We start from the raw sequence: 14,369 nt of genomic DNA, 5'->3' as shown, positions 1-14,369 counted from the left end.
ATGGATTTCTTTCGACTCCCAAGGAACGAGTACGTCACCCTTGCCGTCTTCTCGCTGGTGGTTCTCACCATGCCGATCTGGCTTCAGCCGTTAGGGGCGGCCTATCCCGGGCTCATGCAGCAATTCACGATCTTTGCGATCTTTGCGGTGGGCTTCAATATTCTGTTTGGTCTCACTGGATATCTCAGCTTTGGCCATGCGGCCTTTCTGGGGGTCGGCTCCTATACGGCAGTCTGGTCTTTCAAGCTGCTGTCGATGGATGCCATTCCGGCGCTGATTTTCGCCATCGTCATGGCTGGCGTTTTTGCACTGGTCATCGGGTTTGTGTCGCTGCGCCGCTCGGGCATCTACTTTTCAATCCTGACCCTGGCGTTTGCCCAGATGAGCTATAACCTTGCCTATTCGGTGCTCACGCCCATCACCAACGGCGAAACGGCGTTGCAACTTGCTGGCTCGGACCCGCGCGTGCTCGACACCCTCTTTGCCGTCGGGACGTCATCGGCAATTCCTTCACCAAGCCTTCTGGGCAACACCTTGGGAGGCATGGGGGGATTTTATCTCTGTGCCGTGATCCTGCTGGTGGTATTCTTCATCGCCCAGAAGATATTCACCTCGCCTTTCGGAATGATGTTGCGCGCGGTCAAATCCAACCAGACGCGGCTGTCCTATACTGGCGTGAATACACGCCCCTATACGTTGGCCGCCTTCGTTATTTCCGGCATGTATGCCGGCTTGGCCGGTGGTCTGCTGGCGGTAACCGATCCGCTGGCCGGTGCCGAGCGCATGCAATGGACAGCTTCGGGTGAGGTGGTGCTGATGACCATTCTCGGCGGGGTTGGCACGTTGATCGGCCCGGTCATCGGGGCATGGCTGATCAAATTCATGGAAAACATCTTCTCGGCCTACAACGATCGTATCCTTCAGTTCTATTTCGACTGGATGCCCGACGGAATTCAGGACTTTGCAGTCACGGTGGCGTCGAAATTCGTGGGCGAGGGCTGGAAGCTGACGGAGGGACTGGTCTTCGTACTGGTGGTCGTGTTCCTTCCGGGCGGCATCATGGAAGGTGTCCGTCGCATCCGCTCGATGTTCGGCAACCGCCGCAAGCACCAAGAGACGCCGGCCAAACTCAGCACATCCGCAGCAGAATAGGAGATTGGTCATGGAAACCAATAAAAACGTCGTTCTGCATGTCGCCGATGTGCACAAGAATTTCGGTGGTCTGCATGCTCTTGCCGATATCGACCTGCAGGTCGAGGAGGGCCAGACCCACGCGATCATCGGCCCGAACGGGGCCGGCAAATCGACTTTGCTCAATGTCATCATCGGGCGCATTCCGCCCACCAGCGGCGCCGTGGTGTTCGACGGCACCGTGCTGACCGGAAAGCAGCCACATGAAATCAATCAGTTGGGTGTCAGCCGCGTGTTTCAGACACCGGAAATCTTTTCCGATCTTTCCGTTCTCCAGAATGTCATGACGCCGGCGTTCGCAAAGCGCGACGGTGCATTCAAAATCAATCTGGCCAAGCCCTTCGAGCGAGAGACAGCATTGCGCCAGGAGGCCGAAGCGACGCTTGAAGACGTCGGATTGGTCGAGCGGCGCGGTGCCCATGCGGGCTCCCTGTCGCGCGGCGACAAACGGCGGTTGGAACTGGCGATGTGCCTCATCCAGAAGCCGCGTCTGCTGTTGTTGGACGAGCCGACGGCGGGAATGAGCCGTCATGACACCAACACGACAATCGAACTGCTCAAGAAGATCAAGAGCCGCGGCATGACCAAGGTGATCATCGAGCACGATATGCACGTCGTCTTTTCGCTGGCCGACAGGATTTCGGTGCTGGCCGGAGGCCGGATCATTGCCGAGGGTTTGCCAGAGGATGTGCGCGGCGATCCACGCGTGCAGGAAGCTTATCTGGGAGGAGCGCATTGATGAACGCCGTCTCGACAAACATGAAGCCGGAAGCAGCCGTCCCTGCCGATTCACCCTTTCTCTCGGTCAAGGACGTCCACGCCTATTATGGCGAGAGCTACATCGTCCAGGGGGTGACCTTCGAGGTGCCGTATGGGCAAATTCTGGCGCTACTGGGGCGCAATGGCGCGGGCAAGACATCGACGCTGCGTACCATTGCGCGGCTCGACAATCCCAGTGTGCATCAGGGGGAGATTTGGCTCGACGGCCAGCCCATCCATGGCATGAAGGCCTTTGAAGCGGCCCGGTCCGGTATCCAGCTGGTCCCGGAAGATCGGCGGATCATTCAGGGGCTGTCGGTTGAAGAAAATCTTGCTCTTGCCCAGGTGGCGCCGGGTGCCGGGTGGGACCTCGATCGCATTTACGGCCATTTCCCTCGCCTTGCCGAGCGCCGCCGGCAGGAGGGCACGACGCTGTCGGGTGGGGAGCAGCAAATGCTCGCCATTGCCCGGGCCTTGGCCAGAGACCTCAAGCTCCTGTTGCTCGATGAGCCTTATGAAGGACTCGCGCCGGTTATCGTCCAGGAAATCGAAACCATCCTGCACGAGATCAAGGAACTGGGCATCACAACCATTATCGTGGAGCAGAACGCGATTGCGGCCCTCAAGCTGGCCGATCGGGCCGTTATCCTCGATACGGGCGAGGTGGCATTTTCGGGGAGCGCTCGCGAAGTGCTCGACAACGCCGAGTTGCGGCAAGAATACCTCGCCATTTAGGAGGATGGATATGAACAGCCAGGCCCCAATGGCGCGCCATACACGGCTCACGCCGGAGAGTTTCCAGGAGAAGTATTCGGCCTCGCTGACCGATCCTGAAGCCTTTTGGGCAGAGCATGGCAAGCGTCTCGACTGGATTGAGCCCTATACCAAGGTCAAAAATACAACCTTTGCCTATCCCGACGTGTCAATCAAATGGTTCGAGGACGGTATTCTCAACGTTTCGGCCAACTGCATTGATCGGCACCTGCCGACCAATGGTGACAAGACCGCGTTGATCTGGGAACCCGACAACCCGCAAGATCGTGCTCAGCACATCAGCTTCCGGCAGCTCCACGACGAAGTCTGCCGGTTTGCCAACGTGCTCAAGGAACTGGGCGTCAAAAAGGGAGATCGGGTCACTATCTACCTGCCGATGATACCGGCAGCGACATATGCGATGCTGGCCTGTGCCCGCATCGGAGCACCACACTCGGTGGTTTTCGCCGGCTTCTCGCCCGACGCTTTGGCCGGGCGGATCAACGATGCGGATTCTACCGTCGTTATTACCGCCGACGAAGGGCGCCGGGGCGGCAAGCCCGTCCCGCTCAAGGCCAATGTCGACAAGGCGCTGGAAGACTGTCCTGGTGTCTCGAAGGTTCTCGTGGTTGAAAACACCGGCGGCTCGATTGCGATGAAGGGCGGTCGCGACGTCTGGTGGCATGACGCCGCTTCGGGCGTGGAGCCGTTCTGCGCGCCCGAACCGATGAACGCGGAGGACCCGCTGTTTATCCTTTATACCTCCGGTTCGACGGGCAAGCCCAAGGGCGTTTTGCACACGACTGGCGGGTATCTGGTCTGGGCGTCGCTAACCCATGAAATGATCTTCGATCCGCGGCCAGACGACGTCTATTGGTGTTCGGCCGATGTGGGCTGGGTGACCGGGCACAGCTATATCGTTTACGGGCCACTGGCCAATGGCGTCACCTCGCTGATGTTCGAGGGCGTTCCCAATTGGCCCGACCCGTCGCGGTTCTGGCAGGTCGTCGATCGGCAGAAGGTCAACATCTTTTACACTGCCCCCACAGCCATTCGCGCACTCATGGGCGCCGGTGTCGAGCACGTCGAGAAGGCCGATCTTTCATCGTTGCGTCTCATCGGAACGGTGGGCGAACCGATCAACCCTGAGGCTTGGCAGTGGTATCACAAAAATGTCGGTCGGGGCCGGTGCGAGATCGTCGATACCTGGTGGCAGACCGAAACCGGCGCCTCGATGATCATGCCGCTTCCCGGGGTCATCGCGACCAAACCGGGGTCTGCGACAAAGCCGTTTTTCGGTGTCGATCCGCTCGTTCTGACGCCTGAGGGCAAAGTGATAGAAGAGACCAGGGCGGAAGGCGTTCTGGCCATAGCCGATAGCTGGCCCGGGCAGGCACGCACCATTTGGGGCGACCACGCGCGGTTCGTCGAAACCTACTTTTCGACTTATAAGGGGCTTTATTTCACGGGCGATGGCGTTCGGCGCGATGAGGATGGCTACTACTGGATAACCGGGCGGGTCGACGATGTGCTCAACGTCTCTGGCCACCGTCTGGGCACTGCCGAGATCGAGAGTGCGCTGGTCGCCCATCCCAAAGTTTCCGAAGCCGCGGTGGTTGGCTATCCGCACGAGATCAAAGGGCAGGGCATCTATTGCTATGTGACCCTCATGGCGGGAGAAGAAGACAGCGACGACCTCAGGGTTGAACTGCGCAACTGGGTTCGCAAGGACATCGGGCCGATCGCCTCGCCCGATTGCATTCAGTTCGCCCCGGGCCTCCCCAAGACGCGATCCGGCAAGATCATGCGCCGTATCCTGCGCAAGATTGCCGAAAACGACTTCGGTGCGCTGGGGGATACGTCAACGCTTGCTGATCCAGCGGTTGTCGATAATCTTATAGACAATCGCTTGAACCGATAGGAAACACGCGCCGCGGCATTGGCCGGCGGTGGGTATTTTCCAGGAAGAGAGTGGAGCCCCGGCCGTCGCCGGGGCTCTTTTCATGCGGGCTGCGGATTGGTCCGGTCGTTGCGCCAAGCCAGCCAGGTATTGTGTCCCAGGATCGCAATGCAGCCCAGGAACCCGGCAATCTCGGCCGCCGGATAGGGAGACAGGCATCCAATGCCGCCCAGGCAGAGGAACATTCTGAGAATGAGATGCATCCGGGTCTGGAAAAACCCTTCGAGCACAGCAACAAACGCCACGGTGCCGACCAGCGCCAAGGCGCCGTTCCAGACGACAGTGGGAAGTGGTCCACCTATGATGATTTCTGGGTTGAACACCATGAACATGGGAATGATGTAGAGGCCCTTGGCGAACTTCCAGGCCTGAATACTGGTCTCCATCGGCCCGCTTCGTGCTATTGCTGCCGCTGCAAAACCGGCTAGCGCGACCGGTGGTGTTACATTGGAGTCCTGTGAATACCAGAACACCACAAGATGCACGATCAGCAACGGAATGCCGAACTCCTGATTGAGGGCTGGCCCCACCAGGATGATGATCACGATATAGGCTGCGGTGACCGGCAGACCGAAGCCGAGGATCAGGCTGGCGATAAGCACGAGCAGGAGGGCCAGCAGTACGTATCCGCCAGAGAAAGCGAGCATCATCGAGGTGAATTTCAGGCCCAGCCCGGTCAGGCCGATAATGCCGACGATAATTCCGCCGATGGCGCAGGCAATCGTAACTGTCAGGGCGTTGCGCGCGCCGACCTCGCAGGCCTCAACCAGCTTCAGCCCTCCTAGCCTGAGAGCCTCACCAATCGCGGGCCGTTCGGTGCCATTCTCGCGCGGTGCGAAACGCAGCCAGTCGTAGCTTCCCTTGAGGACAGCGACGATCAGCACCGAAATAACGGCCCAAAAGCCAACCCGCATTGGCGACATGCCAAGGATCAGCAAGTACATCAGGATCGCGAGTGGCACCATGAAGTGCCAGCCATTCTTCATCACCTCGCGCACTGAAGGCAATTCGCTGGCCGACATTCCTTTCATGTTCTGCTTGATGGCGATGATGTGGACGAACAGATAGACCGTGAGAAAATAGAGAAATGCCGGAAAGATTGAGACCAGAACGATGTGAAGGTAGGGAACCCCCGTGTATTCGGCGATCAGGAACGCCCCGGCGCCCATCAGCGGCGGTGTTATCTGTCCACCGGTTGAAGCGGCTGCCTCGATGCCGCCAGCCTGAGCCGGCTTGTATCCAAGGCGCTTCATCAGTGGGATGGTGAAGGGCCCGGTGGTGACCACATTGGCAATTGTCGAACCCGAGATCGAACCCATCGCCGTTGACGCAACGACCGCTGCCTTGGCCGGTCCGCCCCGGCGGCGTCCGGTTGCGGCATAGGCAAGTTCGATGAAGAACTGGCCGGCCCCGGTGACTTCAAGCACGGCACCGAACAGCACGAAAATGAAGACGTAGGTTGCGGCAACACCAAGCGGGAGCCCGAAAATCCCTTCCTGTCCGAGATAGAGCTGTGCTGCCAGGCGATCGATGGGATAGCCCCGGTGACTGAGAATGCCGGGCATGATGTCGCCCAGCCATGGCAAGGGACCATTGGGGCCAGCCATGGCATAGAGGATGAAGACGATACCGATAATGGTAATGCCTTTGCCCACCACGCGCCGGCTCGCTTCGAGCAGGGTGATAACCGCGATTACGCCCACGGTGACGTCGGTCGAACTCCAGAACCCGGCCCTGTCGATGATGTCGTTGAGAAAAACAGCGATATAGAAGCCCGATACGATCGCCAGGGCAAAAAACGCCGTGTCGATCAGGGCTCCTATTGGGCCTTGCTTACGGTGCGGGCCGGCGACAGGGAACACCAGAAAGGCGATCATCAGGATAAAGCCCAGATGGATCGAACGCTGATAGAAAAGGCCGAGTGGGTTGATGCCCGCCGTGTAGAGCTGAAACAACACCAGAGCGACCGACAGAATTATCACCGCAAGGCGAATGGGCCAGGGGCGCTCGACCACGGCACTGGCCGGCGGCGGAATGTCGGGCGCCAATCGGCCCTTCTGCCGGAAGGTTGATTTCAGCATGAATTTTCTCCCTCGTGTCCTGCGCTATTCAGGACGATGCGCACGGCTTGCCGTGGCGCTATGGCAGACAAGTTCTCGTCTCGCTGATTCAGGATGATCCTGTGGTCGACCCCTGGTGCTCCGACCCGGAGCCGAAGGCAATTGTCGGGCACGGGCTCGTCGATATTTTCGATCCAGTATCCGCCCTCGGGTGCAGAAATCATGGTGCCCCGGCCCGGAATATGGCCCAGCCCTGCTGCAAAATCGGGTTGGTGGGATCGTTCGAGTACCATTTGCCCTTGGCGCGCGACAAAACAGTCGCGGACGAGGAAATGTTGGACCGAATGATTCCAGAAAATGCACCATCGCGAGCCGTTTGCGACCGGCTCCTCAAAGATGGTTTCTCCGTCTTCCCCGAAAACTTCCAGCATAAGGCCGGTAGTTTGATCGCACAGCGCCGCGGTTGACAGGGTCAGGGCGAGCACCAGGCTCGCCCCACCCATCGTGCCGTTAGGGCCGAGCATTTTCGGGAATGTCCGCTCCGACTTCCTCGTAGTAGCGGATCGCCCCGGGATGCAGCGGGATCGGTGTTGCACCCAGAGAGAATTCGACTGTCGTGTCGTTGGCTGCAGGGTGGATTGCCCGCAGATAGTCGATCTGTTCGTGCAGAAGCTTGGTCACCTGATAGGCCAGCTCTTCGTCCATGCCGGCGCTGACGACCAGTGCGTTGGGGATGCCGACGGTCGGCGTTTCAGTGTCGACGCCTTCATAGCTGTTGGCGGGAAGAACGTAGTCGGCAAAGATCGGCTCGACGTCCTTGGCCGCCGCGATTTCATCCTCACTCAACGGAATCAAACGAATTGCGCGGGCCACGGCCAGTGACATGATCGAAGACGTCGGAGGACCAACGCTCCAGATGCCGGCATCGATATCGCCGTCGCGCAGGGCATCGGCGGTTTCGTTGAAGTTGAGGCGTTGGGCAGCGGCCAGATCCTCATAGGTGATGCCATTGGCGTTGAGGATAGCCTGGGCGTTGAGTTCGGTGCCCGAACCGGGCGCGCCGACCGAAACGCGTTTGCCGACCAGGTCGGAAAGGCCTTCGATGTCGGAATCGGCGGGGACGACGATCTGCACTGCGTTGGGATAAAGGGCGCCCAGGGACAGGATATCGACCTGCCGGCCTTCCAGCGCTCCTGTTCCTGTATATGCCTGATAGACGGTATCGCCGAGGGCGATTGCGAAGTCCGCAGCTCCCTGCTGTATCAGAGCCATGTTCTCGACCGAAGCGCCGGTAACTTCGGCAACAGCGCTGTAGCCTTCGAGATTCTCGGTGATCAGCTCGGCAAGGCCGCCACCAATCGGATAATAGGCGCCGCCGGTTCCACCGGTTGCGATGGAGAGTTGCTGTTGGGCGAACGCGGGCGCGCTCACCGCCAGCGCGCCGATTACGGCGCAGGCTGTCAGAAGTTTCATTGTATCCTCCCAATTGCAGCCCGTGGGACTGCCTGGTTCCTCTCTAGCGCCGGGCTCCCGGTCGCCACACCCGCCGCGCTTCCTCTGCATGGCCGGTAATGCATTTACTGCAATCGCTGTGCCAAACAGCGCGATGATTTTTCGATTCCAGAAAATCCTTTCATTTCAAGTGATTGGGGTTTTGGGTGACTATTTTGAATCAACGGCGTCAGCAAGAATTTGCCGATGTTTGGTAACAGCGAGCAATTTATTGCCGATGTTGGTCTTCGGCCTCCCGTCTCCGGATGCCAAGTCGCGTCATTTTTTCGTTGAGCGTCCTGCGGGGGACCCCGAGCTTTTCGATCACCGCGCTGATACGGCCGCCGCTGTCGGCCAAGGCGCGCTCGATTATACGACGCTCAAAGGCCTCGAGCTGCTGGGCGAGGGGCATGATGTCAGCAAGTTCGATGGGACGGGCGATATCGGACGCCGCAAAACTGCTCAAGCCAAGCGCATGCCGCTCGGCCACGTTTCGCAGTTCACGCACATTGCCGGGCCAGTCATGCCGTATCAGTGCATCGAGCGTGGCTCCTTTGAGTGGCCGCGGTTCGCGATTGTGGCTGCGCGCCGCTTCCCCTGCGAAATATTCGAAAAGAAGCGGAATATCATCGCGCCGGTCGCGCAACGGCGGGATGGTGAGTTCGACGACCGAAAGCCGAAAATAGAGGTCCGAGCGAAAGACACCTGCGTTGCTTTCGGCTTTCAGATCGCGCTTTGTGGCAGCGATGGTGCGAAAATCGACAGGAATTGAGCTGTTGGATCCAAGGCGTTCGATGGCGCGTTCCTGCAGCGCTCTCAACAGCTTGGCCTGCATTGTCAAAGGCATCGATTCAACTTCGTCGAGCAGGAGAGTGCCCCCGTTCGCGTGCTCGATCTTGCCGATCCTGCGGCCTGCAGCGCCGGTAAAGGCGCCGGCTTCGTGCCCGAACATTTCGGTTTCCACCATGGTATCGGGGATGGCCGAGCAATTGACGGCGACGTAATTGCCGGTCGAGCGGCGGCCCAGCTCGTGCAGGCATCGCGCTATGAGATCCTTGCCCGATCCGGTTTCCCCATAGAGCACGACGCTCACATCGGTTGCGGCGATTTCCGAAACCGCTTCGCGAAGGCGCTCGATCTCGCGCGATGTGCCCAGAATTCTGTTGCGCAAGCCATCGGAAGGGGCAGTCGAGGCCAGGTGCCGGTTTTCCAATACTAGACGACGTTTTTCGGTCGCGCGGCGGACTGTCTGGGCGAGGCGCTCAGGATCGAAAGGCTTCTCGATGAAATCATAGGCGCCGATCCGCATCGCCTCCACGGCGCTTTCGATGTCGCCCTGACCAGTCATGAGGATCACGGGTATGTCGGGATCGATTTCCAGGATTTGTCGCAACAATTCCATCCCGTCCATGGATGGCATGCGCAAGTCCGTAAGAACGATACCGTTGAGCCCTGCCGAGATGTACTCAAGAGCCGATTGGCCCGATGCGAAGCTTCGTGCATCATGACCGGCAACGCCGAGCCATTGCTGGACGGCATGACGCATGGGCTCTTCGTCGTCGACAAAAAAGACGGTTTGACGTTCAGCCATTATCGGCCACCTCGGTTGGCGATGGCGACGATGCTTCGTCCACCGCAACCAGTTCCACTGTAAGGACGGCACCGCCCTCGGGGTGGTTTGCGGCCCTGAGCGTGCCACCGAATTCGTGGATGATCTCATAGGAAATCGTCAGCCCCAACCCCAGGCCGGCCCCCGATGGCTTGGTGGTAACGAAGGGATCGAACAGCGTTTCCAGAATGGCGGGGTCAAAGCCGGGACCATGGTCTCTGACCTCGATGAAGATGCGCCCGTTTGCGGTATGCATGGAAACTTCGACGACCGGCTCTGGCGCTTCTTGCACGGCATCGATGGCATTGCGCACCAGATTGATGATCACCTGTTCAAGCCGTACGTCATTTCCGCGCGTAAAGGCGGGAACAATCGACTTCCTTATCGTGATGGCATCGGCCTGCAATTGAACGTCAACAAGGTCGAGAGCCTTGTGAACGGCCCTGTCCGCCGAAATCACTTCGGCCGGCCCCATGCCTTCCTTGCGCGCGAACGATTTGAGGTGTGAGGTGATCCGTCCCATGCGTACAGCGAGATTGTCCACCTTTTCGAGATTGTCGAGAATGGCGCCCGGGTCGCCCAGCGGCACGAAAACCCGCGTTGTGGCGATATAGGTGCGCATCGCCGTAAGGGGTTGATTGATCTCGTGCGCGATGGCGGCGGACATCTGTCCGAGCGCAGCCAGTTTTCCGGCCTGTATCAAATCGTTCTGGGCACTGCGGAGCTCACGTTCGGTGCGGCGACGCTCCTCGACCTCGACATGGAGGGTGTCGTTGACCTCACGCAATGCGCTCGTGCGTTCCGCCACGCGCTGTTCAAGATCGGCCCTTGCGGCTCGTTCGATGGCCAGGCTGCGTTGACGCTGTGCGAGATAGAACAGGATGGCGATCACCAATGCCGAGCCTGTTGCGCCGATCATCGTGCCGTCGCGTCTTGCGTCAGCGACGCTCGAGAGGTCCGTGAGCTGGTTTACCGTCCAACCGAGCTCCGGGATATGGACAGTCTGGCGCAAAAAGCTCCCATTGTCCGGCAGGCCCTCAGCCCAGACCTGATCTCCGTCGGGTGTATGCTCGTCCATCCGCAATTGTTCGATTTCGGTCCCGGCATACTGCCGGGTGCTCTGGATGCGGGTGATCGCCGTCTCGTCGACCGGCGCAAGCGAGCGGTATTTCCATTCGGGCCGGCTGGCGAGGAAGATGATGTCATTCTCATCGGTCACCATGATGTGCTCGGCGGCTCGGGCCCAAATCGCTTCGAGGTCGTCGAATTCGATCTTGGCCACTGCGACGCCGGCCGGCTGCGTGCTTCCGACAGCACGGGCGATGAAATAGCCGGCTCTTCCGGTGGTGACGCCGATGCCGAAATAGGTACCCTCACCGTTTGCTATGGCCTGCGTGAAATAGGACCGGAAGCCATAATACTGGCCGACGAAGCTTCCTTGGGTGTTCCAGTTGCTGGCTGCCAGCGTGTATCCGTCAGGTCTCATGACATAGAGTGCGGCGGGGCTACCTGATGCTTCGATCGTTTCGAGCTTGCGATTGAGCGCATCGATCACATCCGGGGCAGGCTCGGCGAGGGTGGCCTGCACGTCCGGGTCGAGCGCGAGCACCAATGGGAAATGAGCGTTTTGGGCGATGGTATCGCTGATCGTCTGAGCGACGAGTTCGGCCCTGGTTTCGCCGGTTGTGCGGGCGGTACTGAGTGCCGATCGCTCCCATATGACGCGGGTGGCCAATGCGCTGGTGACGACCACCAGCACTGCCAACACGATCTGGAGATATTGGCGCAGCCTGTCTTTCCTCATCCCGTTCGAAGGTTAGCGACGGCAGAACCTCCTGCCTAGTCCTAAACAGCGGCGCATGACGGATGGCGGGCGGTCGGATGCGAAGGGAGCGGAAGGCGAACACGCCGAACTTCGCCCGTGAGGTGGGTGGTTAGGACTTTGGTTGGTCTGGACGCCCGATGTCCCAAAGCATAAGCAGGATTGAAAGACCCATTTTGGAGGCAGCTCGTGGCGCGTATGACTCTTGAAACCTGGATCGCGCAAAGCGGTTTTGACCGAACCATCGGCGCAATTTTCGGGATGGTCGCGGACTGCGCTGTCGAGATTTCCGTCGCGCTGCGGGTGGCGTCGGCCGCCGGAGATACCGGAGCCGCTCAGGCGGTGAACGTTCAGGGAGAAGTGCAGAAAAAGCTCGATGTCGTCGCCAACGATATTTTCTTGAGCCGCGGTGCGGCCAGCGGAGTTCTCGCTGCGATGGTGTCGGAGGAACTGGACGAAATAGAACTTGTGGCCGGAGCCGGCAATGCGCGCCATGCACTGGTCTTCGATCCACTCGACGGATCATCCAACCTCGAAATCAATGGGGCGGTGGGTTCGATTTTTTCGGTGCTTGACCTGGGCAAGAGTTCAGAGATCTCTGCCGCGGACGTATTGCAGCCGGGAAAAAAACAGGTTGCCGCCGGATATGCGCTTTACGGCCCGGCCACAATGTTGGTGCTGACGACGGGGCAGACGGTAACGGTGTTCAGTCTCGATGAGGCAAGCGCCGAGTTCGTCATGGTTCGGGACAAGGTCGAAATTCCGGCGGAGGCTGCCGAGTTCGCTATCAATGCCTCCCGGCAAACGCGATGGTATGCGCCGACCCGGGCCTTCATTGACGCCTGCATTGCCGGCAAATCCGGCCCGTTCGGCAAGTCCTACAACATGCGCTGGTGTGCAGCCATGGTCGCCGATCTGCACCGTATCCTGTACCGGGGCGGGGTCTTTCTCTATCCCGAGGACGAGGACACCAGGGGCAAGGGTGGGCGCCTTCGCCTGCTCTATGAAGCCAATCCCATGAGCATGATCATCGAAGCAGCTGGTGGCGCCTCGAGCACTGGGACCGAGCGCCTGCTCGATATCGAACCTTCCAGTCTGCACCAGCGCATCGGCATCATCATCGGCTCACGTGCCGAGGTGGAACGCGCAAAATCGTTCTATTGAGGCGGTTCCAGTTGCTTAACGTCCGGTAAACCCTTTCAGACAGTTTTGCCGAAACTGCGTAAGTTTACTGAAAATCCATTCCGTTACTGTGTGATCTACGTAGAACCGGCAATGCCGGTCGCAATCGTGCGGTTTATTTGGTGCAAGAAGCGCCGGAAATGGACGAACGGGCATGGGACGCAGTTTGTTGGACTTGGTCCGGCGCGAGGATGGCGTCGTGGCGGTTATTTTCGCAGTTATGGCGATACCGTTCATTGCGATGGCCGGATGGGCCGTGGATTACGTGCGTTTGCAGCACGTGCAGGAAAAGCTGCAGATTGAAGCGGACGCCGCAGCCCTCAATGCCCTGATTGAGGACGTTGATTGGGAGGTCGTCCACGACTCCGCCATTGCCGAGCTTGGCCGCAATTATGATGGAAACTGGGCGGATGAAATCGAGGTGACCGGTGGCTGGCTGAGTGAGTTCGATTTCGAAGTCGTTGCCGAAGCCGACGTTCCGCTCGCATTCATCAGGCTCCTCCCGGGCGTTGGCGACACCCAGCATGTCCGGATTACTGCTGTTGCGCGAGTATCGGAGCCGGAGCTGCACTATAGCCCTCCCGAATTCACCGCGCTGGAATTTGAAGCCTGGGACTTCAACCGTCTATGGCTCTATTGCTATTGGCCCGATCGGCCGATCAACGATCCGACGCGGCCCCGTCGTACGCAGATGGTGCCTATCGCCGACAATGGCGGATCGGTGTTTACGCCTGATCCGGGCGATCCGCGCGACGAAGATTCCCCGATCGAGGATTCCAATCTGCGCTCGATGTACGAAACAAGGACGATGCTGGGAACCGAACAGCTGGATACACAAGAGCAGGGAATCTGGCGCCAGATCAGCGGCGGAAGCGGGACGAGCCGGCGATACACGTACCTGATGCCGCAATGTCCGAGCGGGTCCTATCTGAGCATGCGTCTCGAGAACGTGCGTGAGGCCCTTGAAGGCGTTCGGCGCGGATGGCACACAGCCGCGCGTTGGGACAGCGGCGGAACGCGTTACAATCATTATTCCGATACCGTTTCTGCCAGCGGCGGGGCCGATGACTATACCGGTCTGGGCTCGATTACGATTCTTGAGACGATCATCTGCGATACGCTCATTCAGTGCAGAACCAATCCAAGTTCCGGCGGTCTGATTCCGCCACGCCAAACCGGCAGAGACCCGCAGGAGGCCATGGAAGGGTGCACGCCCGGGCGCTTCATGTACTATGGGTGGGAAGACAGGCCACCTGAAGGTGGCGGCTCGGACCGGGACTATGACGATATTCGTGTCGTCATGGCCTGCCCGCAGGAAGTCTCGAGCGGTGAACGCAACGCGAGATTGCTCATTTAACCCTCCGGGAGGTTGCTGACGACCGTCGTCGGGGAGTGCTCTAACCCTTGCGCGAAAAACCACTTGTTTCTCATCGTGCAACCGGGTAAACGCCCCCGCAGTTCTAATTCTCGATTAACGGTTGTGAGCAATGGGCAAGGAAAAATTTTCTCGTAACAAGCCGCACTGCAACATCGGCACGATTG

The 14,369-nt window shown here is 59.3% G+C and carries 11 protein-coding genes; 6 read left to right on the top strand and 5 right to left on the bottom strand.

From position 1 onward, the window contains the following. Genes AACZ55_RS05095 through acs form a run of 4 tightly spaced genes read left to right on the top strand, consistent with a single transcriptional unit; the run spans position 1 to position 4,624 of the window. Complete coding sequence (locus AACZ55_RS05095; RefSeq protein ID WP_338610377.1) at positions 1 to 1,152, top strand: branched-chain amino acid ABC transporter permease; 1,152 nt, start codon at positions 1 to 3, stop codon at positions 1,150 to 1,152. A 10-nt stretch (positions 1,153 to 1,162) separates the two neighbouring features. Next, positions 1,163 to 1,930, top strand: coding sequence for an ABC transporter ATP-binding protein (locus AACZ55_RS05090; RefSeq protein ID WP_339643799.1), 768 nt, complete (start codon positions 1,163 to 1,165; stop codon positions 1,928 to 1,930). 20 nt (positions 1,931 to 1,950) lie between these two features. After that, a complete protein-coding gene (locus AACZ55_RS05085) occupies positions 1,951 to 2,685 on the top strand; it encodes an ABC transporter ATP-binding protein (protein ID WP_339643868.1) in 735 nt (244 codons plus the stop codon). Positions 2,686 to 2,689: 4 nt separating this feature from the next. Beyond that, on the top strand, positions 2,690 to 4,624 hold the full coding sequence (gene acs / locus AACZ55_RS05080; protein WP_339643796.1) for an acetate--CoA ligase: 1,935 nt from the start codon (positions 2,690 to 2,692) through the stop codon (positions 4,622 to 4,624). 80 nt (positions 4,625 to 4,704) lie between these two features. On the opposite strand, the gene AACZ55_RS05075 is transcribed toward acs, so the two are convergent. The 5 genes from AACZ55_RS05075 to AACZ55_RS05055 form a co-directional block, all read right to left on the bottom strand. After that, positions 4,705 to 6,744, bottom strand: coding sequence for a TRAP transporter fused permease subunit (locus AACZ55_RS05075; protein WP_339643793.1), 2,040 nt, complete (start codon positions 6,742 to 6,744; stop codon positions 4,705 to 4,707). Further along, a complete protein-coding gene (locus AACZ55_RS05070; RefSeq protein WP_339643865.1) occupies positions 6,738 to 7,154 on the bottom strand; it encodes a DUF1850 domain-containing protein in 417 nt (138 codons plus the stop codon). Before AACZ55_RS05070 ends, AACZ55_RS05075 begins: the two co-directional genes overlap by 7 nt. 79 nt (positions 7,155 to 7,233) lie before the next feature. Then, on the bottom strand, positions 7,234 to 8,196 hold the full coding sequence (locus AACZ55_RS05065) for a TAXI family TRAP transporter solute-binding subunit (protein WP_338610383.1): 963 nt from the start codon (positions 8,194 to 8,196) through the stop codon (positions 7,234 to 7,236). 247 nt (positions 8,197 to 8,443) lie between these two features. After that, positions 8,444 to 9,805 (bottom strand): sigma-54 dependent transcriptional regulator, encoded by a 1,362-nt coding sequence (locus tag AACZ55_RS05060; RefSeq protein WP_339643790.1) that lies wholly within the window; start codon positions 9,803 to 9,805, stop codon positions 8,444 to 8,446. Continuing rightward, positions 9,798 to 11,627, bottom strand: coding sequence for an ATP-binding protein (locus tag AACZ55_RS05055; protein ID WP_339643787.1), 1,830 nt, complete (start codon positions 11,625 to 11,627; stop codon positions 9,798 to 9,800). Before AACZ55_RS05055 ends, AACZ55_RS05060 begins: the two co-directional genes overlap by 8 nt. Before the next feature lie 216 nt (positions 11,628 to 11,843). Between AACZ55_RS05055 and AACZ55_RS05050 the strand changes: the two genes are divergently transcribed. Further along, entirely contained in the window at positions 11,844 to 12,809 is a 966-nt protein-coding gene (locus AACZ55_RS05050; protein ID WP_339643862.1) for a class 1 fructose-bisphosphatase, read from the top strand. A 217-nt stretch (positions 12,810 to 13,026) separates the two neighbouring features. Continuing rightward, positions 13,027 to 14,184, top strand: a complete 1,158-nt coding sequence (locus AACZ55_RS05045) for a Tad domain-containing protein (protein WP_339643784.1) — start codon at positions 13,027 to 13,029, stop codon at positions 14,182 to 14,184. The last annotated feature ends 185 nt before the right edge of the window (positions 14,185 to 14,369 follow it).

Source organism: uncultured Pelagibacterium sp. (assembly GCF_963972885.1).
Classification (GTDB): Bacteria; Pseudomonadota; Alphaproteobacteria; order Rhizobiales; family Devosiaceae; genus Pelagibacterium; species Pelagibacterium nitratireducens.
The sequence above is the reverse complement of the archived record's forward strand: the minus strand, read 5'-3'. Positions and strand labels throughout refer to the sequence as shown.

Excerpts from the sequence above, each read along its gene's own strand:
- AACZ55_RS05095 (WP_338610377.1), top strand. The coding sequence starts at position 1 with ATGGATTTCTTTCGACTCCCAAGGAACGAGTACGTCACCCTTGCCGTC.
- AACZ55_RS05090 (WP_339643799.1), top strand. The coding sequence starts at position 1,163 with ATGGAAACCAATAAAAACGTCGTTCTGCATGTCGCCGATGTGCACAAG.
- AACZ55_RS05085 (WP_339643868.1), top strand. The coding sequence starts at position 1,951 with ATGAAGCCGGAAGCAGCCGTCCCTGCCGATTCACCCTTTCTCTCGGTC.
- acs (WP_339643796.1), top strand. The coding sequence starts at position 2,690 with ATGGATATGAACAGCCAGGCCCCAATGGCGCGCCATACACGGCTCACG.
- AACZ55_RS05075 (WP_339643793.1), bottom strand. The coding sequence starts at position 6,744 with ATGCTGAAATCAACCTTCCGGCAGAAGGGCCGATTGGCGCCCGACATT.
- AACZ55_RS05070 (WP_339643865.1), bottom strand. The coding sequence starts at position 7,154 with ATGCTGGAAGTTTTCGGGGAAGACGGAGAAACCATCTTTGAGGAGCCG.
- AACZ55_RS05065 (WP_338610383.1), bottom strand. The coding sequence starts at position 8,196 with ATGAAACTTCTGACAGCCTGCGCCGTAATCGGCGCGCTGGCGGTGAGC.
- AACZ55_RS05060 (WP_339643790.1), bottom strand. The coding sequence starts at position 9,805 with ATGGCTGAACGTCAAACCGTCTTTTTTGTCGACGACGAAGAGCCCATG.
- AACZ55_RS05055 (WP_339643787.1), bottom strand. The coding sequence starts at position 11,627 with ATGAGGAAAGACAGGCTGCGCCAATATCTCCAGATCGTGTTGGCAGTG.
- AACZ55_RS05050 (WP_339643862.1), top strand. The coding sequence starts at position 11,844 with ATGACTCTTGAAACCTGGATCGCGCAAAGCGGTTTTGACCGAACCATC.